The sequence below is a fragment of the Dyella sp. LX-66 genome (genome assembly GCF_018599165.1).
Lineage (GTDB): Bacteria > Pseudomonadota > Gammaproteobacteria > Xanthomonadales > Rhodanobacteraceae > Dyella_D > Dyella_D marensis.
This window is the reverse complement of record NZ_JAHFVJ010000016.1, coordinates 1-19,681: the sequence shown is the minus strand read 5'-3', so window position 1 is coordinate 19,681 and position 19,681 is coordinate 1. Positions and strand designations below refer to the sequence as shown.

Genomic DNA, 19,681 nt, shown 5'->3' with positions numbered 1-19,681 from the left:
GCTGCGCGCATCGCGCCGCCATGGCCATGCGCGCGGCCGGTACACCGGCGAAGGATGTCCCCATGAGCGTACTGATGCGCGTCCGCGGCTGGGTGGACGAACGGGCGCCCGGCCTGGGCGCCCTGGTGCGCAAGCACTACACGCAGTACTACGCGCCGAAGAACCTCAACTTCTGGTATTTCTTCGGCGGCCTGAACCTGCTGGTGCTGGTCAACCAGATCCTCACCGGCATCTTCCTCGCCATGAACTACAAGACCAGCGCGGCGGAAGCCTTCGCGTCGGTGGAGTACATCATGCGCGACGTGCCGTGGGGCTGGCTGATCCGCTACATGCACTCGACCGGAGCGTCGCTGTTCTTCATCACCGTGTTCCTGCACATGCTGCGCGGGATCATGTACGGCTCGTACAAGAAACCGCGCGAACTGGTCTGGCTGCTGGGCAGTGTGATCTTCCTGGTGCTGATGGCCGAAGCCTTCATGGGCTATGTGTTGCCCTGGGGCAATATGTCGTTCTGGGGCGCCAAGGTGATCATCTCGCTGTTCGGCACCGTGCCGGTGGTCGGCCCGCACCTGGTCGAATGGATCATGGGCGACTACCTGCCGGCGGACGCCACGCTCAACCGTTTCTTCGCGCTGCATGTGATCGCGCTGCCGCTGGTGCTGGTGCTGCTGGTGGTGCTGCATATCTTCGCGCTACACGAAGTCGGCTCGAACAACCCGGACGGCATCGACGTCAAGCACGGCCCGAAAGGCAACCGCTGGGATGCCAGCAAGCCGATCGATGCGATCCCGTTCCATCCCTACTACACCATCCACGACATCTTCGCGGCGGTGTTCTTCCTCACCCTGGCCGCCTTCGTGGTGTTCTACGCGCCGACCTTCGGCGGCTGGTTCCTGGAGCACGACAACTTCACGCCGGCCAACAATCTGGTGACGCCCAGCCATATCAAGCCGCAGTGGTACTTCACACCCTTCTACGCGATCCTGCGCATGGTCCCGTCGTACTTCGGCACGCCGATCTGGGGTGTGCTGGCGATGTTCGGCTCGATCCTGCTGCTGGTGCTGTTGCCGTGGATCGACCGTGGACAGGTGCGTTCCGTGCGCTATCGCGGGCGCGGCTTCCGCGTGGCCTTGATGGTGTTGGTGGCGAGTTTCCTCGGGCTGGGCGCGGTGGGCGCGGGCGTGACCGCCGAGCTGATTCCCCGCTGGTTTCCGCGTGCCGACGTCACCGTGTGGGAGAACGCCTTCGGCCGCGCCATGACCCTGGGCTATTTCGGCTTCTTCGCCTTCCTGTGGTTCTACACGCGCTACGGCCTGGAACGCACCCGGCCGCTGCCGCCGCGCGTGCATCCCGAAACCTGATGCCGCCACCGCCTGCGAGTTCCGCATGACCAAGCCACAGCGCCCTTCCACTTCACTGCTCGACAAGTACCGCGGCGCGGATTTCCATCCGCTCTATACCGGCACCGTGCGCGTCACCGGCGGCGAGGCCGCGCATGCGCGCGCGTCCGGCGTGGCCTGTTCCGACGACGGCAAGCTCGATGTGCGCCTGCGCATGCCGGCGGAACTCGGCGGCCAGGGCGAAGGCACCAATCCCGAGCAGCTGTTCGCCGCGGGCTACGCCGCCTGCTTCCACGGCGCGCTGACCCTGCTGGCCGCGCGCGCGGGCGTGGCGATTCCGGATGCGGCGGTCACCGCCGCGGTCACCTTCGGCCGCGATCCGGTGGATGGATTGTTCATGCTGATCGCGCGGGTGCGCATCGAGCTTCCCGGCGTGGCGCGGGCCACGGCCGAAGAACTGGTACGCAACACCGAGCGCATCTGCCCCTACGCCAAGATGGCGCGCGAAGGCATCGACTGCGTGGTCTCGCTGGATTGAAGCCGCGGCTCAGCCGGCGGCGCGCACCGGACGCGGCGCGGGTCCGTCCTCGCCGCCGTCGTCGCAGCGATGCAGCGCCAGCAGGCGGCTGCCGCGGTAGGTGATGCGCAGCGGCACGCTCTTGCCGTTGCGCTCCATCTTCGCCGGCGCCAGCACGGCGCAGCCGGCTTCGAGCGGGGCGAGATAGCCCATCAGCATCAGCCGCGCGGCGCGGCGCGTTTCCACCACTTTCAGACGGCCGGCATGGATATGCAGCAGCGTGTCGATGTCGGCCTGGTCCAGTTCGATGGACATCGCCATCCTCTTCTTCTTATGTACTGGTGCTTGCGGGAGGCGCAGGCTCGCACACGGATATGACATAACCGCGACGCGCATCACACTCCACACCGCCTTCACGCTGCGAGCTGGCGCAGGGCGATGCCCATGGCGATGCGATAGCTGGTCGGCAGATCGCCGTTGATCACGATGGTGGCCAGCGGCGCATGCCGCGCGGGGCCGGGCGGCGCCATGGCCGCACCGCTGTCGTCGTGGATCTCGATATACGGCGAAGGCAAGGCATCCAGCGCTTCGCCCAATCCGTCGGGTTGCGCGCGCACTTGTTCGGCCAGCTCGCCGGGATCGAGCACCACGAATTCGGTGTCGTCCGCGCGCAGCTCGCGGATGCGCCCGACCAGGTCCTTCAAGCCCCCGCACTAGCAGACCGCCAGCGTATGTCCCGCCGCCTGCACCGCACGCTGCAGCGCGGCCACGAAATCGCCGCCGACGGCGTGTCCTTCCGCATGCGGGCCTTGGACGATCAGGATGCTCATAAGCGATGGACCTCGTGGGGGGAGCGAGGCCATCTTGGCGCCGGTGCGGATAAAGGCTCCACCAAGCGCGGGGGGCTGCGCATAAATTCCGCGCATATTTTTTCGCGGCGCGTCGCGCTAGAGGTAGGAATTCTTCGATCCGGGCGGCACGCGCTCGCGCCATGCATCGAGCAGTGCCTCGCGCTCCGATGCGTAATCGAACGTGGGCTCGGCGCGCTCTTCCTGCGCCTGCACCACCTCGAACGCAAACGCCTCCTCGCCCAGCTCGCGCCAATCGCTCTGCAACTGCGCGATGCGGTGCATGCCCAGGCGCAGCTGGGTGCGGTGGCGGTTGAGCGCGCCGGTGGTGTTGGCGCTCTGCTCGATCAGCATGCGGCCGCTGCGCAGGTTGCGGATGGCGTAGATGCCCATTGGCGGGAAGGCCAGCTTGTAGGCCTGCAGCAGGGCTTTGCGCCTGGCGCGGTCCATCACGGCGCTCCGAGCATGGCTTCGATGCGTGCGCGCACCTCGTCCGGCCAGGAAGCGATGCACAAGCGCAGGCGCGCGCGGTCGTCGGCGAACAGGGCGCGTGCGGCTTCTTCGAACTGCGGGCGGTCACCACCGGCGTCGCGCATGTAGAAGTAGCAGTCCTCCTTGGCCGCGGCCTTGCGGTAGTGGCCGTCGGCGTCGCGGCTGGCGCGCTCCACCAGGCGGCGCAGGGTGGCTTGGGCGCTGATCGGCTGCGCGTCGAGCCAGGCCCAGTGGCGGTCGAACAATTGGATGTTGCGGCCGCGCGCGGAGGGCGGCGGCTGGTGAGTCGTGGAGGGCATGAGGGTCGATCCTTGAAGGGGGCGACATATATATCCGGGTTAATTAGCTTCGTCAATATATACCGGGCAAAATAGCCGGGAGCCCTGCATGGTGGATCTTCCCGTCCAGATTCATCTGGATAGAAACAGCTTTATCAACGACTTGAAAGGATTTCCTTCCGCTGCTGGCATCGCCGCCATAAAGTTGTATATTGCAACCAATAGCCACCAAGGCCCCGCCAGCATGAACGACCTGATCGACGATATCCGCGCCGCATCCCGCCAGATGGCGCGCGAATGGGGCTTCCTGCGCCCTACCCTGGCCGGCACCACCTACTCGCCTTCCGCCGTGCACGCCATCGTCGAACTCGGCCGGCGCGGCACGCTGACCGCGGCCGACCTGGTCGAGGTGCTGGGCCTGGACAAGTCCAGCGTCAGCCGCCTGCTGACCAAGCTGACCGAGGCCGGCGAGATCACCGTGCTCGACAGCGCCAGCGACGCACGCATCAAGCCGCTGGTACTCACCGACAAGGGCCGGCGCACGCTGGCCGCCGTCGACGCCTTCGCGCGCAAGCAGGTGACCGCCGCCGCCTCGCACTTCGCACCGGCCCGGCTCGATGCGGTATGCGGCAGCCTCGTCGCCTATGCAGAAGCGCTGCGCGCGAATCGCCTTGGCGTGGCGCCCGTGCAGGAAGACATCCGCATCGAGACCGGCTACGCGCCCGGCGTGATCGGCGGCGTGGCCGCGCTGCATATGGCGTATTACGCGCCGGCGGTCGGCTTCGGCCAGGTGTTCGAAAGCCGCGTGGCGGCGGCGGTGGCCGACGTCACCTCACGCCTGGACCGCCCTGGCAACCAGATCTGGCGCGCCATGCTCGGCGACACCCTGGTCGGTTCCGTCGCCATCGACGGCGAAGGCATGGGCCCGGGCGTCGCTCACCTGCGCACGTTTATCGTCGATGGCCGCATGCAGGGCCGCGGCGTGGGCCGGCGCATGCTGGACGAAGTGCTGCGCTATTGCGATGAGCAGGGCTTCAGCGAGATTCGCCTGTGGACCGTGAAAGGCCTCGACGCCGCGCGCCATCTCTACGAGCAGGCCGGTTTCAGCCTGGTCTCCGAAGCGCCCGGCGAACAATGGGGCAAGCCGATGGTGGAGCAATGCCTGGTCCGGCAACGGCCGCAGTGACATGATCGCCGGCAGCCTTCCCCAGGAAACCGCTGCCCATGAGCGACACCATCGCCGGCCCCGACGGCAAGCCGCGCTGCCGCTGGAGCGCGTCCGCGCCGGACTTCATGCATTACCACGACACCGAATGGGGCTTTCCGGTCGCCGACGATGTCCGCCTGTTCGAGAAGCTCAGCCTCGAAGGTTTCCAGTCTGGGCTGAGCTGGCGGACGATCCTGGCCAAGCGCGAGAATTTCCGCGCGGTTTTCCACGGTTTCGATTACCACCGCGTGGCGCGTTTCACCGAGCGTGACGTGCAGCGGCTGCTGAAGAACGAAGGCATCATCCGCCACCGCGGCAAGATCGAGGCGGTGATCAACAATGCGCGCCATGCCGTGGAACTGGCGGAGCGCGAAGGCTCATTGGCCGCCTACCTGTGGCGCTACGAGGCCGACCGCAAGCGGCCGGCGCCGACGCAGGCCATAGCCACTTCCGATGAGTCGGTGGCGCTGTCGAAAGCGCTGAAGAAGCAGGGTTGGAAGTTCGTCGGGCCGACCACGATGTACGCCTTCATGCAGGCGATGGGGCTGGTGGACGATCACGTGGAAACGTGTGCGATCCGGGCGAAGGTGGAGAAGGCGCGGAAGGCGTTCAAGCGGCCCGGTGGGTGAAAGCCCCTCTCCCACCGGGAGAGGGGTTGGGGTGAGGGTACGGGCGAAGCGCAGGAGTGATGTGCACCGCTCCGGCCGAACCCTCATCCGGCTGCCGCCACCTTCTCCCGGAGGGAGAAGGATTTCAGCATGAAGATTTCAGCTCGATCAGAACCGATAGAACGCATACGCCACATACGTGTTCTGCATCCGCTTCGCCACGATCGGACTATCCGACGCATCGCCCTGCAAACGCGCCGCGATGGCGCGCGCGCCCACGGTCCAGCGCTCGCCGATCCGATAATCCGCTCCCAGCGAAAACCGCACCGTTTCCAGCCCGGAACCCGGCCGATACGCGGCATACCCCGAACGCAGGCTCTGCACGTCGTCCACGCCATAGAACGTGCGATTGTGCTTGCCGTCAGCCCAGGTCACGCCCGGCCCCGCCACGAAGCTGAGCTTGTCGTTCCAGCGGTACTTGCCTTCCAGGTCGAGCGACGCCGTCGTGCCCTGGTCCTTGCCGGCGACGTCGCTGGACACATTGCCGCGCACCGTCAGCCAATCGTGCGTATAGCTGCCGAACAAGGTCACCCGCGCCGTGCGGTCGATATCGCCCATGCCATGCAGGCGCTGGCGGTCGTCGGATTCCTTGCGCGGCTGCACGAAGTCGTACGACAGCGACACGCCTGCGCGCCACTGCTCGTCCTGATGGAAATACATGCCCAGCCCCGCCGGCGAGCCCGAGCCGGGCGCGCCGCCGAGAAAGAAGCGGCCGTAGCTGGCGCTCAGCATCGGCACCAGCTGGCTGCGCCGCTCGGTACTGCCCGGATAGCGCGGCATGTCCAGCCCGCCGGCACCGACCACCACATGCCAGCCGTCGTCCGCCGCAAACGCGGCGCCGCTGCCGGACAGGAAGAAAACCAGGGACAAGGCACGGGCACGACCACGCGCACGTTGATGCATGGGGAACTCCAGGTGGGGGGAAGTAAGGGATGGCTTGCGTGCGCTCACCAGGAGCGCATGCGCTCGGCCAGCGAACGCACCGCACGCAGCACGTGCGGCCGCGCGCCGCAGCCGCAGTCGAGGAACAGCGCGGCCTCGATCTCGGCGGTGCCCGGATCGGGGTTGTCCATCAGCAAGGCGGTGGCCGCCATGATCATGCCGGCCTGGCACGGGCACGGCGGCACGCCGCATTCGGCCCAGGCACGCTGCATCGCGTGCAGCTGGCCCGGTGGCAGGCCTTCGCGCGCGGCCAGGCCTTCGATGGTGACGATCTGCGCGCCCTGCACCACGTACACCGGCACGCGGCAGGCGCGGGTCGGCCGGTCGTCGACGTGCACCGTGCAGGCGCTGCAGCGTCCGTTGGTGCAGGCGAAGCTGGCGCCGGTCAGGCCCAGGTCCTGGCGCAGCACGCGCAGCAAGGGGGTGTCCGGGTCCGCATTGATCGTGCGGGCCTGGCCGTTCACACTCAGGCGCATCGCGCAGCGTTCCGGCGCGGACTCGGCCGGAACGGCGGCGTGCGGCGCATCGATGGGCAGGCGGCTGGGTTGGGCGCTCATGGCATCGTCTCTTGTGCGGAGGGAGCCGGCACCTTCCCTGTCCGCATGTGGGGTGGAGCGGACCGTGCCGGATGTCTGGCAGTCTGGCCGTCCGGATTTAAGAATTCTTTAAAGCCGCGCGCCTACGCTGCATGACTCATGACACGGCTGTAGCGCCACGAGGGGACCTTGCCGAACATCCTGCTAGTCGAAGACGACCGCATGCTGGCCGACGCCATCGCCGCGGCCCTGCGCCAGGACGGCTGGCACGTGGACTGCGCGCACGACGCCGCGGCCGCGCGCATCGCGCTCACCGACCATGCCTATACCGCCGCCCTGCTCGACCTGGGCCTGCCGCGCGGCTCGGGCCTGGACGTGCTGCGCGCCATGCGTGAGCGCTACGACACCACGCCGGCCTTGATCATCACCGCACGCGACCAGCTCGGCGACCGCATCCGCGGCCTCGATGCCGGCGCCGACGACTACCTGGTGAAACCCTTTCAGATCGACGAACTGCTGGCGCGCCTGCGCGCGGTGATCCGGCGCAGCGAAGGCCGCGTGGCGCCGGTGCTGAGCTGGAAAGGCATCGTGCTGGATCCGGCGCGGCGCACCGTCACCCGCAACGGCGAATCCGTGCGGCTGGCCGCGCACGAATACCGCACCCTGCTCGCGCTGATGGAGCGCCAGGGCCGCGCGGTGGCGCGCGACCTGCTGGAAGACCTGGTCTACGGCGGCCAGGGCGCGATCGAGAGCAACACCATCGCGGTGTACGTGCACCAGCTGCGGCGCAAGCTCGGCGAGGACGTGATCGCAACCGTGCACGGCTACGGCTACCGCCTGGGCGAGGAACGCTGATGGCCCTGCGCATACGGTCGCTGCGGCGGCGGCTGTTTATCGTGCTGCTGGCGATCTTCGTGGTCGCCTGGGGCGTCACCATCACCTGCCTGGGCATTCGCTATTCCAAGGACCGCACCGGCCTGTGGGACAGCAACCTGAGCGACATCGCGCGCGAGATCCTGGTCTCGATGCCGGCCGACGTCAGCCGCCTCGACGGCAACGCCAACCTGCGACTGCCCGAACACAGCGCGCCGCCGCCGGAACATCGCGGCAAGCTCGGCCGCCTGATCTTCCAGGTCTGGATCAAGGACCGCCACCTGCTGGTGGTGCATTCGCTGGAGCCCTTCCGCAAACCGCTGCAGCCGGATTTCACCGACGGCTTCGCCACGCGCCGGATCGACGGCGAGGAATGGCGCATCTATGCCGTCAGCGACTCGCACGGCGAAGTGCAGGTGCAGGTCGGCAAGCCCACCGCGGACCTGGCCAACGACCTGCGCCAAGGCGTACGCATCGGCCTGATCACCACCGCCTTGCTCCTGCTGGTGCTGGCGGTGGCGATCCAGCGTGTGCTGTTCTGGTCGCTGCGGCCGATCACGCGCATCCGCCAGGCCATCACCGCGCGCGACACGCTGGACCTCACCCCGCTGCCCGACCACAACCTGCCCAACGAAGTGCAGCCGCTGGTCGAATCCTTCAACCGCATGCTGGCGCGGCTGGACCGCGCGATGCACAACGAGCGCCAGTTCCTGGCCGAAGCCGCGCACGAGCTGCGCACGCCGCTGGCCGCCCTGCTCACTCATGCGCAGGTAGCCTTGCGCTCGCGCAGCCTGGAAGAAGCGCAGGCACCGCTGCGGCAGCTGGTCAAAGGCGTGGAGCGCAGCGCACGGCTCTCGCAGCAGCTGCTGGATTCCGCGCGGCTCGACGCCGACCGCCCGAACAGCGAGCGCGTGCCGGTGGAACTGGCCGACCTGGTGGCGATGCTGACGCGCGAGTTCGAGACCATCGCCGCGGCCAAGCAGCAATCCATCGTGCTCGATACCTGCCCCAGCCCGATCGAGGGCGACGTCGACGAGCTGGGCATTCTGATCGGTAACCTGATCGACAATGCACTGCGCTATACGCCGGTTGGCGGGCGGGTGGCGGTGAGTTGCCTGCGCGATGGCAATCGGGTGCGGCTGCAGGTGCGGGACAACGGGCCCGGCGTGGCGGAGGAAGACCGGCCGCGGATTTTCGACCGGTTTTATCGAGTGGCGGGGAGCAATGAGCGCGGCAGCGGGATCGGGTTGTCGCTGGTGGCGCGGATTGCGCAGTCGCATGGGGCGAGGATTGAGATTGGCGCGGGGCTGGATGGCCTGGGTTTTGGAATCAGCGTGGTGTTTCCCGCGTGCGTTCAAGGCAAGTCCGAATCTCACACCCCCGTCATTCCGGCGTAGGCCGGACGAGCGCGTAGCGCGAAGAACGCCCGAAAGGCGGCCCCGAAGGGGTGAGCGAAGCGAATCATCCAGTAACGACGCCGCGCGGTTGTCGCGAAAGCACTAAAGGGCAAAATCCTCAGGCGCCATCGCCTGCATCAAACGCATCGCTACTGGATCCCGGCCTGCGCCGGGATGACGAGCAAAGGGCGTTAACGCAGCTCCAAGGTCACGATGGCTTTCGCCGGCAGTGACACGGCGAGAGCACCATCGCCACCGATCTTCGCCCCATCGAACCCCACCGGCTTCACCGCATCCGGCTTCTCGAAGCTGTTGATGGTGTTGATCGCCGGCGCCGTCAACACACGCCCGCTCACCTTCCCCACCTTCATCCCAGGCAAGGCCACCGCCACCCGCAACGCATGTTCCGGATCGGGATTGACCAACGCCACGTGCACCGCACCATCCGTCCCCCGCGCCGCGGTAACGAACAAGCCCGGCACCCGCACGCCGCCCTGCGCGTACTCACCCGCACGCACCTCCACCGGCAACGACGTCGCCCCCTGGAACACCTGGTACAGATCGAACACGTGATAGGTCGGCGTCAACACCATCCGCCCCTTGTCGGTGAGGATCATCGCCTGCAGCACGTTCACCATCTGCGCGATATTGGCCATGCGCATGCGCTCGGCATGCGCGTGGAAGATGTCCAGCGTAATCGCCGCCACCATCGCATCGCGCAGGCTGTTCTGCTGGTATAGCGCCGAATCGCCGGGCTCGGTGTCGTACCAGGTGCCCCACTCGTCCACCGCCAGGGCGATGCGCCTCGACGGGTCGTACTTGTCCATGATGGCGCTGTGGCGCGCGACCAGTTCGTCCATGCGCAGCGCGGCTTTCAAGGTGGCGATCCAGGCGTTCTCGTCGAACGCCACCGCCGAGCCCTTGTGCTTCCAGTCGCCGGTGGGCAGCGTGTAGTAGTGCACGCCGTAGGCGTCGATCTGCGACGCCGCGCCGGCCATCACGGCTTCGGTCCAGGCGTAATCGTCGGCGTTCGCACCGCTGGCGACCTTCATCAACGCAGGGCCATTCATGGTGCGCGCAAACGTGGCGTACTGGCGGTACTGGTCGGCGTAGTACGCGCCGCGCATGTTGCCGCCGCAGCCCCAGCTCTCGTTGCCGATGCCGAGGTAGGCAATCTTCCAGGGCTTATCGCGCCCGTTCGCGCGGCGCTCGCGCGCAAGATCGGTCTGCCCGTCGCCGGTGGCGTATTCCAGCCAGTCGCTCATCTCGCGCGGCGAACCGGTGCCCATATTGGCGGCCAGATACGTCTGCGCGCCCACCAGCTCGGCGAAGTCCATGAACTCGTGCGTGCCGACGGCGTTGTGTTCTTCACCGCCCCACGAGTGATTCGGCCGCACGGCGCGCTTCCCGCGCGGACCGATACCGTCGCGCCAGTGGTATTCATCGGCGAAGCAGCCGCCGGGCCAGCGGATCACCGGCACGTGGATGGCTTTCAATGCATCGACCACGTCCTTGCGGAAGCCGTGCACATTCGGGATCGACGAGTTCTCGCCTACCCATAATCCTTCATCGATGCCGCGTCCGAGCTGCTCCGCGAACTGGCCGTAGATTTCGCGATGGATCACCGCGCCCGGACGATCCACGTGCACCGTCACCTGCGCGTTCGGCGATTCGGCAAACGCAACGCCAACCGCACCGGACGACACGCAACACCCCAACGCCACCACCCACGTGCGCAACCCCATCGCCTGCTCTCCCTCGTACCGGCGCGAATGCCAGCGCGCATCTTCGGCAAGAGCGGCTTGCGATTTCCGGGAATGGCGCTTGTGTTTTTTCCGAACGTGATATGGCGCACAAGCGCGTTCCGCGGCTTGTGGCCGCGGGTGTCACAGAGTGACGTAACATGAACGAATCGCGTGTCACATGAGCGATACAGTGGCTTCACGCACGCTCACGCAAGTGACTGAAAGATCGTGCACTGGCCGCTTCAATGTCAGGCCGGCGACAGTCCTGCGCATGGATTGAATGCTTTGACTCGATCCATGTGATTCATGCTAACTAAAATTTCATCACTTGTAACGATGAGCAACTAGACTGCTCCCCGTCAGCGAAACCCGGTGCGTTGTCTCCCGGGTGATACGGTCCGGCCCGCTCCAGGACGGGCGGAGCCACGCGGAAGGGCATACCGAAAGGGTGTCGTTCCGCGATGAGCTCCTGGTGGTTCCTGCCGTTTCGCCGGCACTCCCAGCGTCGATATCCGTCGCTTCCCCTCGGCCTCCACGGCCCAGGGGCTGGGGGTTGCGTTGTACGGACGACCTTCACCAGTGCGCGGAACGCACGACTTAAGCCCGGCCGCCCGACTTTCGGGGGCGACCGATGTATCGCTGCGGCTTTTTTTTCGCCGCAGCCAACCGGGGGAACGGATCGCCCACGCAAGCGAACTCAAATCAAATCTGATGAACAAGACCACCGCAAAAACCCTTCTCGCTTCCCTGCTCGCCTCGGCCGCGCTCTATGCCGGCTCGGCTCCGCTGTCCTCCGACGTGCACGCCCAGGCCGCCACCACCATCAAGGCCCCGATCTACGGCGTGACGGTGGACGACATCTCCAACATCAACGCCATCGTTACTTCGCTCAGCAAGCTGCCGTACCGCCCGACGGTGCGCGTGGTGTTCGATCCGGACACCAGCACCGCCGACTATTACGCCGCCCTCGTCAAGCTGCACACCGTGGCTTACACCATGGGCGAGATCATGGACTCGTACTACTTCCCGACCGACATCAACACCTACACCGCGCGCACCAAGGAGCTGGTGGGCAAGCTCAACGGCCTGGTCGACGTGTGGGAGATCGCCAACGAGATCAACGGCGAGTGGCTGCGTCCGAACCCGAACGGCAGCAACTCCGTGGTCAATGCGCAGGAAACGCAGATCGGCCAGATGGTCGCCGCCGCGCACCAGATCGTGAAGGCCGCCGGCGGCAAGACCGCCATCACGCTGTACTACAACGACGACAGCAAGGGCACCAACTGCTGGGAAAAGCCGGTCGACAACTGGAAGACCTGGCCGACCACCTTCCTGCCGCTGAGCGTGCGCCAGAACACCGACTACGCCCTGTTCAGCTACTACCCCTACCAGGACTGCCCGGGGCTGTCGCCGTCGTGGCAGGCTGACTTCACCGCGCTGGAAGGCATCTTCCCGAACGCCAAGGTCGGCTTCGGCGAGATCGGCACCTCGAGCCTGAGCGCGCCGACCACGGTGCAGACCAACCTGATCAAGACCTACTACCCGATGGTCAACACGATGAAGGATTCGCGCTTCATCGGCGGCGTGTTCTGGTGGAACTACGCCGAGCAGATGGTGCCGTACACCAAGACGTACTGGGGCACGCTGAACCAGACGATCTCGACGCTGAAGGTTCCGCAGTAAGACCGCACCGCAGGTCTACCGTAGGTTGGGGTGAGCGCAGCGAACCCTAACATGCGCCGGAACGGAAAACGCCTCCTTACGGAGGCGTTTTCTTTTCGCGGCAACGTACGAATCAAACATCGCCGCAGCTCACGCCGGCACCGCATCCAGACACTCGCCCAGCAACTGCATCGCATCGCGCAGCTCCGCCACCGACAGGCTGCAGTAGCCGAGCAGCAGGCCCGGCCGCGGCGGCGGCACGAAATAATGCGGCGCCATCGAATACAGCCCCAGCCCGCGCTCGTGCGCGTACCACATCAGGGCTTCGGCCCGCTCGTGATCGTAGCCGTTCAACCACGCCACCACATGCATGCCCGCCGGCGAATGCACGATGTCGACGCGGTCGCCAGCATAGCGGCGCAGGCCGGCGATCAAAGCCTCGCGCCGGCACTGCAGCTCCTTGCGCGCATGGCGCAGATGCCGCTCGAAGCCACCGCTCTCCATGAAATGCGCCAGCGCGGCCTGCTCGATGCCGGGCGACGACACGTCGCTGAGGTACTTGGCGGTGGTGAGGTCTTCGCGCAGTGCTTCCGGCATCACCAGGTAACCCATGCGCAGCGTGCCGAACAAGGTCTTGGAGAACGTGCCCGCATAGATCACCCGGTCGCCTTCGTCGAGCGAGCGCAGCGCGGCCAGCGGATGGGCGTCGTAGCGGAACTCGCCGTCGTAGTCGTCCTCGATGATCCAGCATTGCTTGCGCGCCGCGTAGCGCAGCAGCTCCAGCCGGCGCGGCAGCGACAGCACGGCGCCGGTGGGAAACTGATGCGAAGGGGTGACGCAGATCAGCTTGGGCGCCTGCTCCGGCAACTCCGCGCAGACCAGCCCGTCGTCGTCGCAGCGCACCGGATGCAGCTTCGCCCCATGCGCCTGCAGCACGTGATACGCGCCAAAGTAATGCGGCTCTTCCAGCACGGCGGTGTCGCCCTCGTCGAGCAGCACGCGCGCGCACAGCGAATATGCCTGCTGCGTGCCGGTGACGATCAGGATCTTGTCCGGCTCGGTCAGCAGGCCGCGCCGGCGCGCCAGGTAGGCGCAGATCTGCTGGCGCAGCGCGGGCAGGCCCCACGAGCCGGTGATGCCCAGCGTCGAATAGGCGGCGGCGCGCGCCAGCTCGCGTCCCCAGGCGGCATTCAAGGCCGGATTGGTCAGCGGGTCGCCGTAGCGCATTTCGTAGCGCAGGCCGTAATGCAATCGTGCGATCTTGCGCTCGCGGAACAGGCGGGCGCGCTCGGCAAAGCGCGAATGGGCCGTATCGGCCGCATCCGCCGGCCGCGGCAGCGACGGCGTCAGCTGCAGGCCGCTGACGTAGCTGCCCGACCCCACCCGGCCATTGATAAAGCCCTCGGCGCGCAGCTGCTCGTACGCCGCCAGCACCGTGGTGCGCGACAGGCCGAGGTTGAGCGCGAACTCGCGCGTCGGCGGCAGGCGCGAGCCGGAGAGCATGCGCCCGTCGAGAATGGATGACTTCAGCGCGCGGACCAGCTGCGCGTACTGCGGACCTTGACCGTCGAGTTCGAGAAACATGCCCGCGCACACTCCATGGCGTCGGCCATAAGGGTTGCGCACAAGCCGGGTGCTCAGCAATCCCGGGGCATGTTGCAGCGCGGCTGCGGATGGGCTGCGCATGCTCAGCCGAACGTGAAGGAGTACACCCGCAGCCCCGCCCCGGGGATGCGCAGGTGCAGCACATGCTCGCGGTCGTCGTGGCTGTCGAACAGCGTATAGAGGCGGCTGCCCTGCACTTCCACCGCCGGTTGCGGGTTGCCGTCGACGGTCACCTCCAGCGCGGTGGCGCTGTCCGCGCTGGCCACCATATACAGCTTGGCCGCCTTAAAGCGCAGTTGCAGTTCCACGTCGGTGCCCGCCGTGCGGACGTATTGGCGGGTGATCTCCCAGCTCCCGCCCAGCGCGAACTTGTGCATCGCCAATGCCGCGGGAACGCTGAAGCGCCGCGTCCCTTCGCTGCCGCTTTCCGCGTTGCCGAAGCCTTGCTGTCCCGCGCTGCCCAGATGCAGTTCCGGCGTGTCGCCGGGGCCTGGCTTGAACAGGTTCGCCGTGTTGTCCGGCGCCTGCATGTCCAGGCCCAGCAGCAGCCGGATCGCGTTCTCCATCTTGTCGTAGCCGCCTTCGCCATAGTGATGGCCGATCAGCTTGCCATCGCGGTCGACCAGATACTCCGCCGGCCAGAACCGGTTGTGCCATGCGTTCCAGGTGGACAAGCCGCTGTCCATCGCCACCGGATACGTAACGCCGGCCCGCGCGATCGCCGCCTGCACATTGGCCGGGTCGCGCTCGAAATCGAACTCCGGCGCATGCACGCCGACCACCACCAGGCCCTGGTCCTTGTAGGTCTCGTACAGATGCTCGACGTGCGGCATCGCGCGGATGCAGTTGATGCAGGAGTACGCCCAGAAATCGATCAGCACGACCTTGCCGCGCAGGGCGGACATGCTCAGCGGCGGCGAGTTGAACCAGTGGTCGATGCCGGCGAATTCGGGGGCTTGCGTCGGCGTCGATGTCGCCGCTGCGCCGGAAACGATAGAGAGCAGCACCGCAAACAGCATCGACTTTTTCATCGCCATGGCTCCGCAAAGCAAATACCCGCCGAGGTGCCCGGCGATCACGCCGGGCACCCGCCACCCGGGCTCAGTAGTCGTAGGTGATGCCGAACTGCACGTAGCGCGGCGACTGCGTGGACAACGGCAGGTTGTAGGTCGGGCGCACGCTGGTGGAACTGCCATAGCGCCCGTTGGTCTGCGTGATCGCCTGCTTGTTGAGCACGTTGTAGATCTGCACGCTGAAGCCCAGCCGCTGGCGTCCCCACTCCGGCCGGTACTGCGCGCCCAGGCTGAGCAGATAGGTCCAGGGCTGGCGCTTGTAGCCCGGCACCACCGGCACGCCGCCGCAGAAATGGTAGAAGGAGCCGTAGCCCAGGCCGGGGTTGGTCTGGTCCGCCCCGTACAGGCCCAGGCAGCTCTTGGGCGCACCCGACAGGATCGCCACGTTGCCCGAGACCAGCCACTCCGGCGCCACCTGGTAGTAACCGTAGGCTTTGAGCTGGTGCGTGCGGTCGTTCGACAGCGCACCGTTGGCGTAATCCATCACCTGCGTGTAATCCCAGTCCACCGTCGCCGACACGTCGGTCTGGCCGATATCCGAACGCACCTGGCCTTCGGTATTGCCGTAGTTGCGCGAGAACAGGTAATCGACCTTGCCGTACCACTTGCCGTCGAACGGATGCTCCAGGTACATCTCCAGCGCGTAGTACTTGCGCTTGAGCGTGGTGTTGAAGCCCATGTCCTTCTTCCAGTCCAGCGGCACCTCGTAGTAGCCGCCGGAAAGTTTCGGCACCTGGATGACCGGGTTGCTGCCCGGGTTGATCAGGTAGCTGCCCTGGATGCCGTTGACCTTGTCGTAATCGTTCATGCCCAGCTCGGCCATCTTGGCGGCGATGCGGCCGGTGTCGCCCCAGTCGTCGATGGCGCGGCCGAGCTTGCGCCAGGTGGCCTTGGCGCCGTACACCCAGGCATCGCCCAGCTTCTTGTCGAAGCCGAGGATCAGTTCGTCCTGGTATTCCGATTTGATATTGGTGGCGGCGGCCGTCTTCGGATCGCGCGGCTGGCCGTATTCGAGATTGGCCGAGATCGGCTGTTCCAGGCCGCGGTAGGTGTCGATCGGCGTCAGCCCGGTCGGATAGCCAGTCTTCGGATCGATGCCGGTGTAGGTGTAGTACACGTTGGTAAAGGTGGACGAACCGGCCGAGCGCAAGGCCACCGACGCAGGCACCGCCAGGTAATAGCGGCCGGCATTGCCATACACCTTCAGGCTGGAATCGCCGTTGACGTCCCAGGTGAAGCCGAGCCGTGGCGCCAGCTGCGAATGGGTCAGGCGCAGATAAGGCGTGCCGCCACCGTTGTAGTTGGTGAACTCGTCATTGCGCAGGCCGATCTTCACCAACCAGCGGTCGTTGATCTGCCAGGCGTCCTCGATGTATTGCGCCTGCTGCTTCACCCGCACCGAAGCGCTGTTGGCGAACACCTGCCTGGAAACGTAATAGCCGGTCGAGCCGCCCGGATAACCGCCCGGCGGACGCACCCACGGATAGCCTTGCCAACCCGGTCCGTTCGCGTCCGGGCCGCCGGTGATCCAGGTGTTCGGATCGCCGGACGCATACGCCCATCCGAAACCGGGGCCGGAGGTGAACTGGCCATCGTGGATGTCGCGCACGTCCTGGTTGTCGATGCCCGCGGTCAGGGTGTGGTCGCCCAGCTTGTAGCTCAGGTCCAGGCGCAGGTTGGTGTTCTTGGTGATGTGCTGCGGATCGAACAGCTGCACCACGGTCTGCGCATTGCCGTAAGACGAGCCGCCGGTGAGCGCGGGATTCTGCGAGGACTGCCCGATGATTGGACTGAGCGTCGGGTCGTAGCCCGGCAGCTCGTTGTAATGCGTGCCCTTCATCTTGCCGTACAGCACCGACAGCGTCAGCGAGTCGGTGAGGTAGCTGGTGAACTTGCCCAGGTACAGGTCCGAACCGTCCTTGATGTTCAGGTCGTGGTGATCGAACGGCCCTTCCTTGCCGGTGGTGTAGTCGTATTGGTACAGATTGCCGCGGTAGGACGATTTGTTCGACGCGCCGGTCAGCTCGAGCAAGTTGCTGTCGGTGATGTTCCAGTCCAGCTTGGTGTACCACTTCGGATCGTTCAGCCGGCTATGGTTGTTGTAGCTCGGCGCCAGGTTGAAGCCCACGCCCGCCACCGAACCGACCGCACCCGAAGGCATGCCGGCCGATGCGCCCGTGCCCTGGATGCGTTCGCCCTCGACCGAGGCGAACACATACAGCTTGTCCTTGATCAGCGGGCCGCCGACATAGGCGTCGACCGTGGTGGTGGTGGACTTGTTGTCGCCGCGCCGCCAATACAGCTGCCCGGCCTTGGGGCTGCCTTCGCCGTAGTAGATGTCGCGCGGATCGCCCTGCAGCCCCTTCGGCTTCCACAACACCTGTCCGCCGAAATGCCACTCGTTGGTACCGCGCTTGCCCACCTGGCTGATCACGCCGCCGTCGGAGCGGCCGTACGCCGCGCCATAGCCGCCGCTGAGGATTTCTTCCTGGTCGATCGAGCCGTAAGGCAAGGTCAGGCCGCCGAAGCCGCTGATCGGGTCGGTGGTGTTGAATCCGTTGATGTAATACGCGTTCTCGGTGACGGACGAGCCGCCGAACGAAACGAACTTGCGCGGCGACGACGCGCCCATGCCCATGCCCATGAAGGTGTCGCTGCCTTCCACCGCGCCCGGCGCCAGCAAGGCGATCGCTTCCGCGCTGCGCGCCAGCGGCAAGCGCGCCAGCTGCTGCGAGGTGACCACGGTGCGCGAATCCACCTGGGTCACGTCGATCGCCGGCAGGCTGTTCGCCGTCACCGTCACCGAAGCCAGGTTCTGCGCGTTCTGCGCCACGAAGGAAACCTCGGTGCCCGCGCCGACGTGCAGTTCGACGTCGGTACGCGTGTCGACCGTCTGCCCGTCGCGCTGCAAGGTGACGGTGTAGGTGCCCAGCGGCAGCGCGGCGATCGCATAGCGGCCCGACGCATCCACCGCCACTTGCCGCGTCACGCCCGATGCGTTCTGCACTTTCACCGTGCCGCCCGCGGCGGCCGGCGCCTGGCCGAAGATGCTGCCGGTGGTGGCCTGCGCATGCACGGGCGGCGCCATCGCGCCGTACAGCGCGAGCGCCAGGGCCATGCCTAGCGCAGACGGACAGGCCCTGAACCGGGCCGAGCGAATCCGATGCTGGTCATTCATGCGACTCCCCTTGAATAGCTTGATGGATATCCGCGGCCCAGATGCCGCGAAGACACTGCAGTGGTGCCATCGGCACCGGCGGCGACCACGCCGCGGTCGCAACTACCTGGCGTGGCGGTTTTGGCGCACAGGCCTGCGCGACCTCCCGTGCGGAGGCCTGTGTGCACGAACACGAGGTCGATCCCCTGCGGTCAGGCGGGCGGCGCTTGACCGTTGCCGCGCAGACAGCCGGCAAGCTTCTTGTGGAAAGCGATGACGCGCGTGGCGTCGGGTGGCTCGGCGAGCATGGTGTAGAGCTCGACGATAGCTTCGGCACGCTGCGCGACGCTCAGCGCACCGCCGGCCAGCACGATGTAGGACTGCAGCATCTGCAAGGCGGCGGCGAGCCGTTCGGAATCGACGCCGGTCTTGTGCGCCGGTGCATCCGGCGCCGGGACGTCGTCGTCGGTCATGCCGCCCTCGCCGCTGACCAGCCATAGCGCCGAGATGCCCATGGCGCGCGCCAGCACCACGCAGCGGTGGCGCGAGATATCGCCGCGGCCGCGGCTCCAGTTGTTCACCGTGCGCGCGGTGACACCGCAGCAGCGCGCCAGCGCGCCGACGCCGCCGGCGCGTTCGATCAGCAGCTGGATGCGTTCGGGGAAATCCTGCTCGGCGGTGTGCGCCGACATCGCAAGCCTGGCGTCAGCTTGAGCGGGGCCAGGTGCTTTGCCCCGGCGGTCGGCTACGTCCAGTGCAAAAGGAAAACCGGATACGGCGGCGCCGGTCGACACCGTTCTCGCCGCCGCCATCAAATCATCGGACACGGATGCCAAAGCGGACACAGGGTTCACTCCGGATCGACTGGGCTGGAAGAAGGGACTCGCACGGAAGTGGGGAGCTTCCGGCGAGCCAAGGTGGCCGCGTCAAACCGTTGAGTGTGGGGACATCAACTTTTCGTTATCGCGGCTGGAGCCAAAGATAGGCGCCGGCCGCGCGGACGGTACATAACCAATTTGAACGGATTCGTAGAGACCAATTCAGATTGGTGGGGGGGCATACACTGGCCTCGCGCGCTCATCTCCCTCTCCCCTCCGGGGAGAGGGTCGGGGTGAGGGGGACCTACGGAGCGATGAAGCGAAGCATCAAAGCAAGCGACGCTTCGTCGCTCTTCCGCCGCAAGCACCCGCCCCTCATCCGGCTGCCGCCACCTTCTCCCCGGAGGGGAGAAGGGATCCACGCTGGTTTGGCGAGGGAACTCAGTTGGTTTGGCGAGGGAACTCAAGCCTTCACGCAACCTGCCCCCTCTCCCCTCCGGGGAGAGGGGTGGGGGGAGGGGGA

18 protein-coding genes are annotated in these 19,681 nt (G+C 66.4%); 7 read left to right on the top strand and 11 right to left on the bottom strand.

The genetic code is table 11. The features are described from left to right. The first annotated feature begins 62 nt into the window (after window positions 1-62). Complete coding sequence (locus KK141_RS20775; protein WP_214571977.1) at window positions 63-1,361, top strand: cytochrome bc complex cytochrome b subunit; 1,299 nt, start codon at window positions 63-65, stop codon at window positions 1,359-1,361. Between the two features lie 25 nt (window positions 1,362-1,386). Continuing rightward, a complete protein-coding gene (locus tag KK141_RS20770; RefSeq protein ID WP_214571976.1) occupies window positions 1,387-1,878 on the top strand; it encodes an Ohr family peroxiredoxin in 492 nt (163 codons plus the stop codon). A 9-nt stretch (window positions 1,879-1,887) separates the two neighbouring features. Here KK141_RS20770 and KK141_RS20765 read toward each other — a convergent pair whose 3' ends face one another. The 4 genes from KK141_RS20765 to KK141_RS20750 all read right to left on the bottom strand — a co-directional run bounded on the left by KK141_RS20765 (window position 1,888) and on the right by KK141_RS20750 (window position 3,496). Next, window positions 1,888-2,172 carry a hypothetical protein gene (locus KK141_RS20765; protein ID WP_214571975.1) on the bottom strand — a complete coding sequence of 95 codons (285 nt, stop codon included), beginning with the start codon at window positions 2,170-2,172 and terminating at the stop codon, window positions 1,888-1,890. A 98-nt stretch (window positions 2,173-2,270) separates the two neighbouring features. Then, window positions 2,271-2,561, bottom strand: a complete 291-nt coding sequence (locus KK141_RS20760; RefSeq protein ID WP_214571973.1) for a hypothetical protein — start codon at window positions 2,559-2,561, stop codon at window positions 2,271-2,273. Between the two features lie 243 nt (window positions 2,562-2,804). Next, the gene (locus tag KK141_RS20755) at window positions 2,805-3,155 is read right to left on the bottom strand and encodes a GIY-YIG nuclease family protein (RefSeq protein ID WP_214571971.1); all 351 of its coding nucleotides are present in this window, start codon (window positions 3,153-3,155) and stop codon (window positions 2,805-2,807) included. Then, window positions 3,155-3,496 (bottom strand): DUF2239 family protein, encoded by a 342-nt coding sequence (locus KK141_RS20750; RefSeq protein WP_214571969.1) that lies wholly within the window; start codon window positions 3,494-3,496, stop codon window positions 3,155-3,157. The genes KK141_RS20755 and KK141_RS20750 overlap by 1 nt, the downstream gene beginning before the upstream one ends. Window positions 3,497-3,719: 223 nt before the next feature. On the opposite strand from KK141_RS20750, the gene KK141_RS20745 reads away from it, so the two are divergent. Beyond that, complete coding sequence (locus tag KK141_RS20745) at window positions 3,720-4,661, top strand: bifunctional helix-turn-helix transcriptional regulator/GNAT family N-acetyltransferase (RefSeq protein WP_214571967.1); 942 nt, start codon at window positions 3,720-3,722, stop codon at window positions 4,659-4,661. Window positions 4,662-4,699: 38 nt separating this feature from the next. After that, the gene (locus KK141_RS20740) at window positions 4,700-5,311 is read left to right on the top strand and encodes a DNA-3-methyladenine glycosylase I (protein ID WP_214571965.1); all 612 of its coding nucleotides are present in this window, start codon (window positions 4,700-4,702) and stop codon (window positions 5,309-5,311) included. A 147-nt stretch (window positions 5,312-5,458) separates the two neighbouring features. On the opposite strand, the gene KK141_RS20735 is transcribed toward KK141_RS20740, so the two are convergent. Continuing rightward, complete coding sequence (locus tag KK141_RS20735; protein ID WP_214571963.1) at window positions 5,459-6,220, bottom strand: MipA/OmpV family protein; 762 nt, start codon at window positions 6,218-6,220, stop codon at window positions 5,459-5,461. Between the two features lie 77 nt (window positions 6,221-6,297). Then, a complete protein-coding gene (locus KK141_RS20730) occupies window positions 6,298-6,849 on the bottom strand; it encodes a (2Fe-2S)-binding protein (protein WP_214571961.1) in 552 nt (183 codons plus the stop codon). A gap of 168 nt (window positions 6,850-7,017) precedes the next feature. Between KK141_RS20730 and KK141_RS20725 the strand changes: the two genes are divergently transcribed. Then, entirely contained in the window at window positions 7,018-7,683 is a 666-nt protein-coding gene (locus tag KK141_RS20725) for a response regulator transcription factor (RefSeq protein WP_284733904.1), read from the top strand. Next, entirely contained in the window at window positions 7,683-9,098 is a 1,416-nt protein-coding gene (locus KK141_RS20720; RefSeq protein ID WP_214571959.1) for an ATP-binding protein, read from the top strand. Before KK141_RS20725 ends, KK141_RS20720 begins: the two co-directional genes overlap by 1 nt. Window positions 9,099-9,289: 191 nt before the next feature. On the opposite strand, the gene KK141_RS20715 is transcribed toward KK141_RS20720, so the two are convergent. Next, a complete protein-coding gene (locus tag KK141_RS20715; RefSeq protein WP_214571958.1) occupies window positions 9,290-10,843 on the bottom strand; it encodes an alpha-L-arabinofuranosidase C-terminal domain-containing protein in 1,554 nt (517 codons plus the stop codon). Window positions 10,844-11,554: 711 nt separating this feature from the next. Between KK141_RS20715 and KK141_RS20710 the strand changes: the two genes are divergently transcribed. Continuing rightward, window positions 11,555-12,526 (top strand): hypothetical protein, encoded by a 972-nt coding sequence (locus KK141_RS20710; protein ID WP_214571956.1) that lies wholly within the window; start codon window positions 11,555-11,557, stop codon window positions 12,524-12,526. A 129-nt stretch (window positions 12,527-12,655) separates the two neighbouring features. Here the strand turns inward: KK141_RS20710 and KK141_RS20705 are convergent, their stop codons facing one another. The 4 genes from KK141_RS20705 to KK141_RS20690 all read right to left on the bottom strand — a co-directional run bounded on the left by KK141_RS20705 (window position 12,656) and on the right by KK141_RS20690 (window position 19,032). Then, window positions 12,656-14,089, bottom strand: coding sequence for a PLP-dependent aminotransferase family protein (locus tag KK141_RS20705; protein WP_214571955.1), 1,434 nt, complete (start codon window positions 14,087-14,089; stop codon window positions 12,656-12,658). A 104-nt stretch (window positions 14,090-14,193) separates the two neighbouring features. Continuing rightward, window positions 14,194-15,141, bottom strand: a complete 948-nt coding sequence (locus KK141_RS20700; RefSeq protein WP_214571954.1) for a thioredoxin family protein — start codon at window positions 15,139-15,141, stop codon at window positions 14,194-14,196. A 70-nt stretch (window positions 15,142-15,211) separates the two neighbouring features. Beyond that, on the bottom strand, window positions 15,212-18,301 hold the full coding sequence (locus tag KK141_RS20695; RefSeq protein WP_250901913.1) for a TonB-dependent receptor: 3,090 nt from the start codon (window positions 18,299-18,301) through the stop codon (window positions 15,212-15,214). A gap of 251 nt (window positions 18,302-18,552) precedes the next feature. After that, complete coding sequence (locus tag KK141_RS20690; protein WP_214571952.1) at window positions 18,553-19,032, bottom strand: YdaS family helix-turn-helix protein; 480 nt, start codon at window positions 19,030-19,032, stop codon at window positions 18,553-18,555. Window positions 19,033-19,681: the final 649 nt, after the last annotated feature.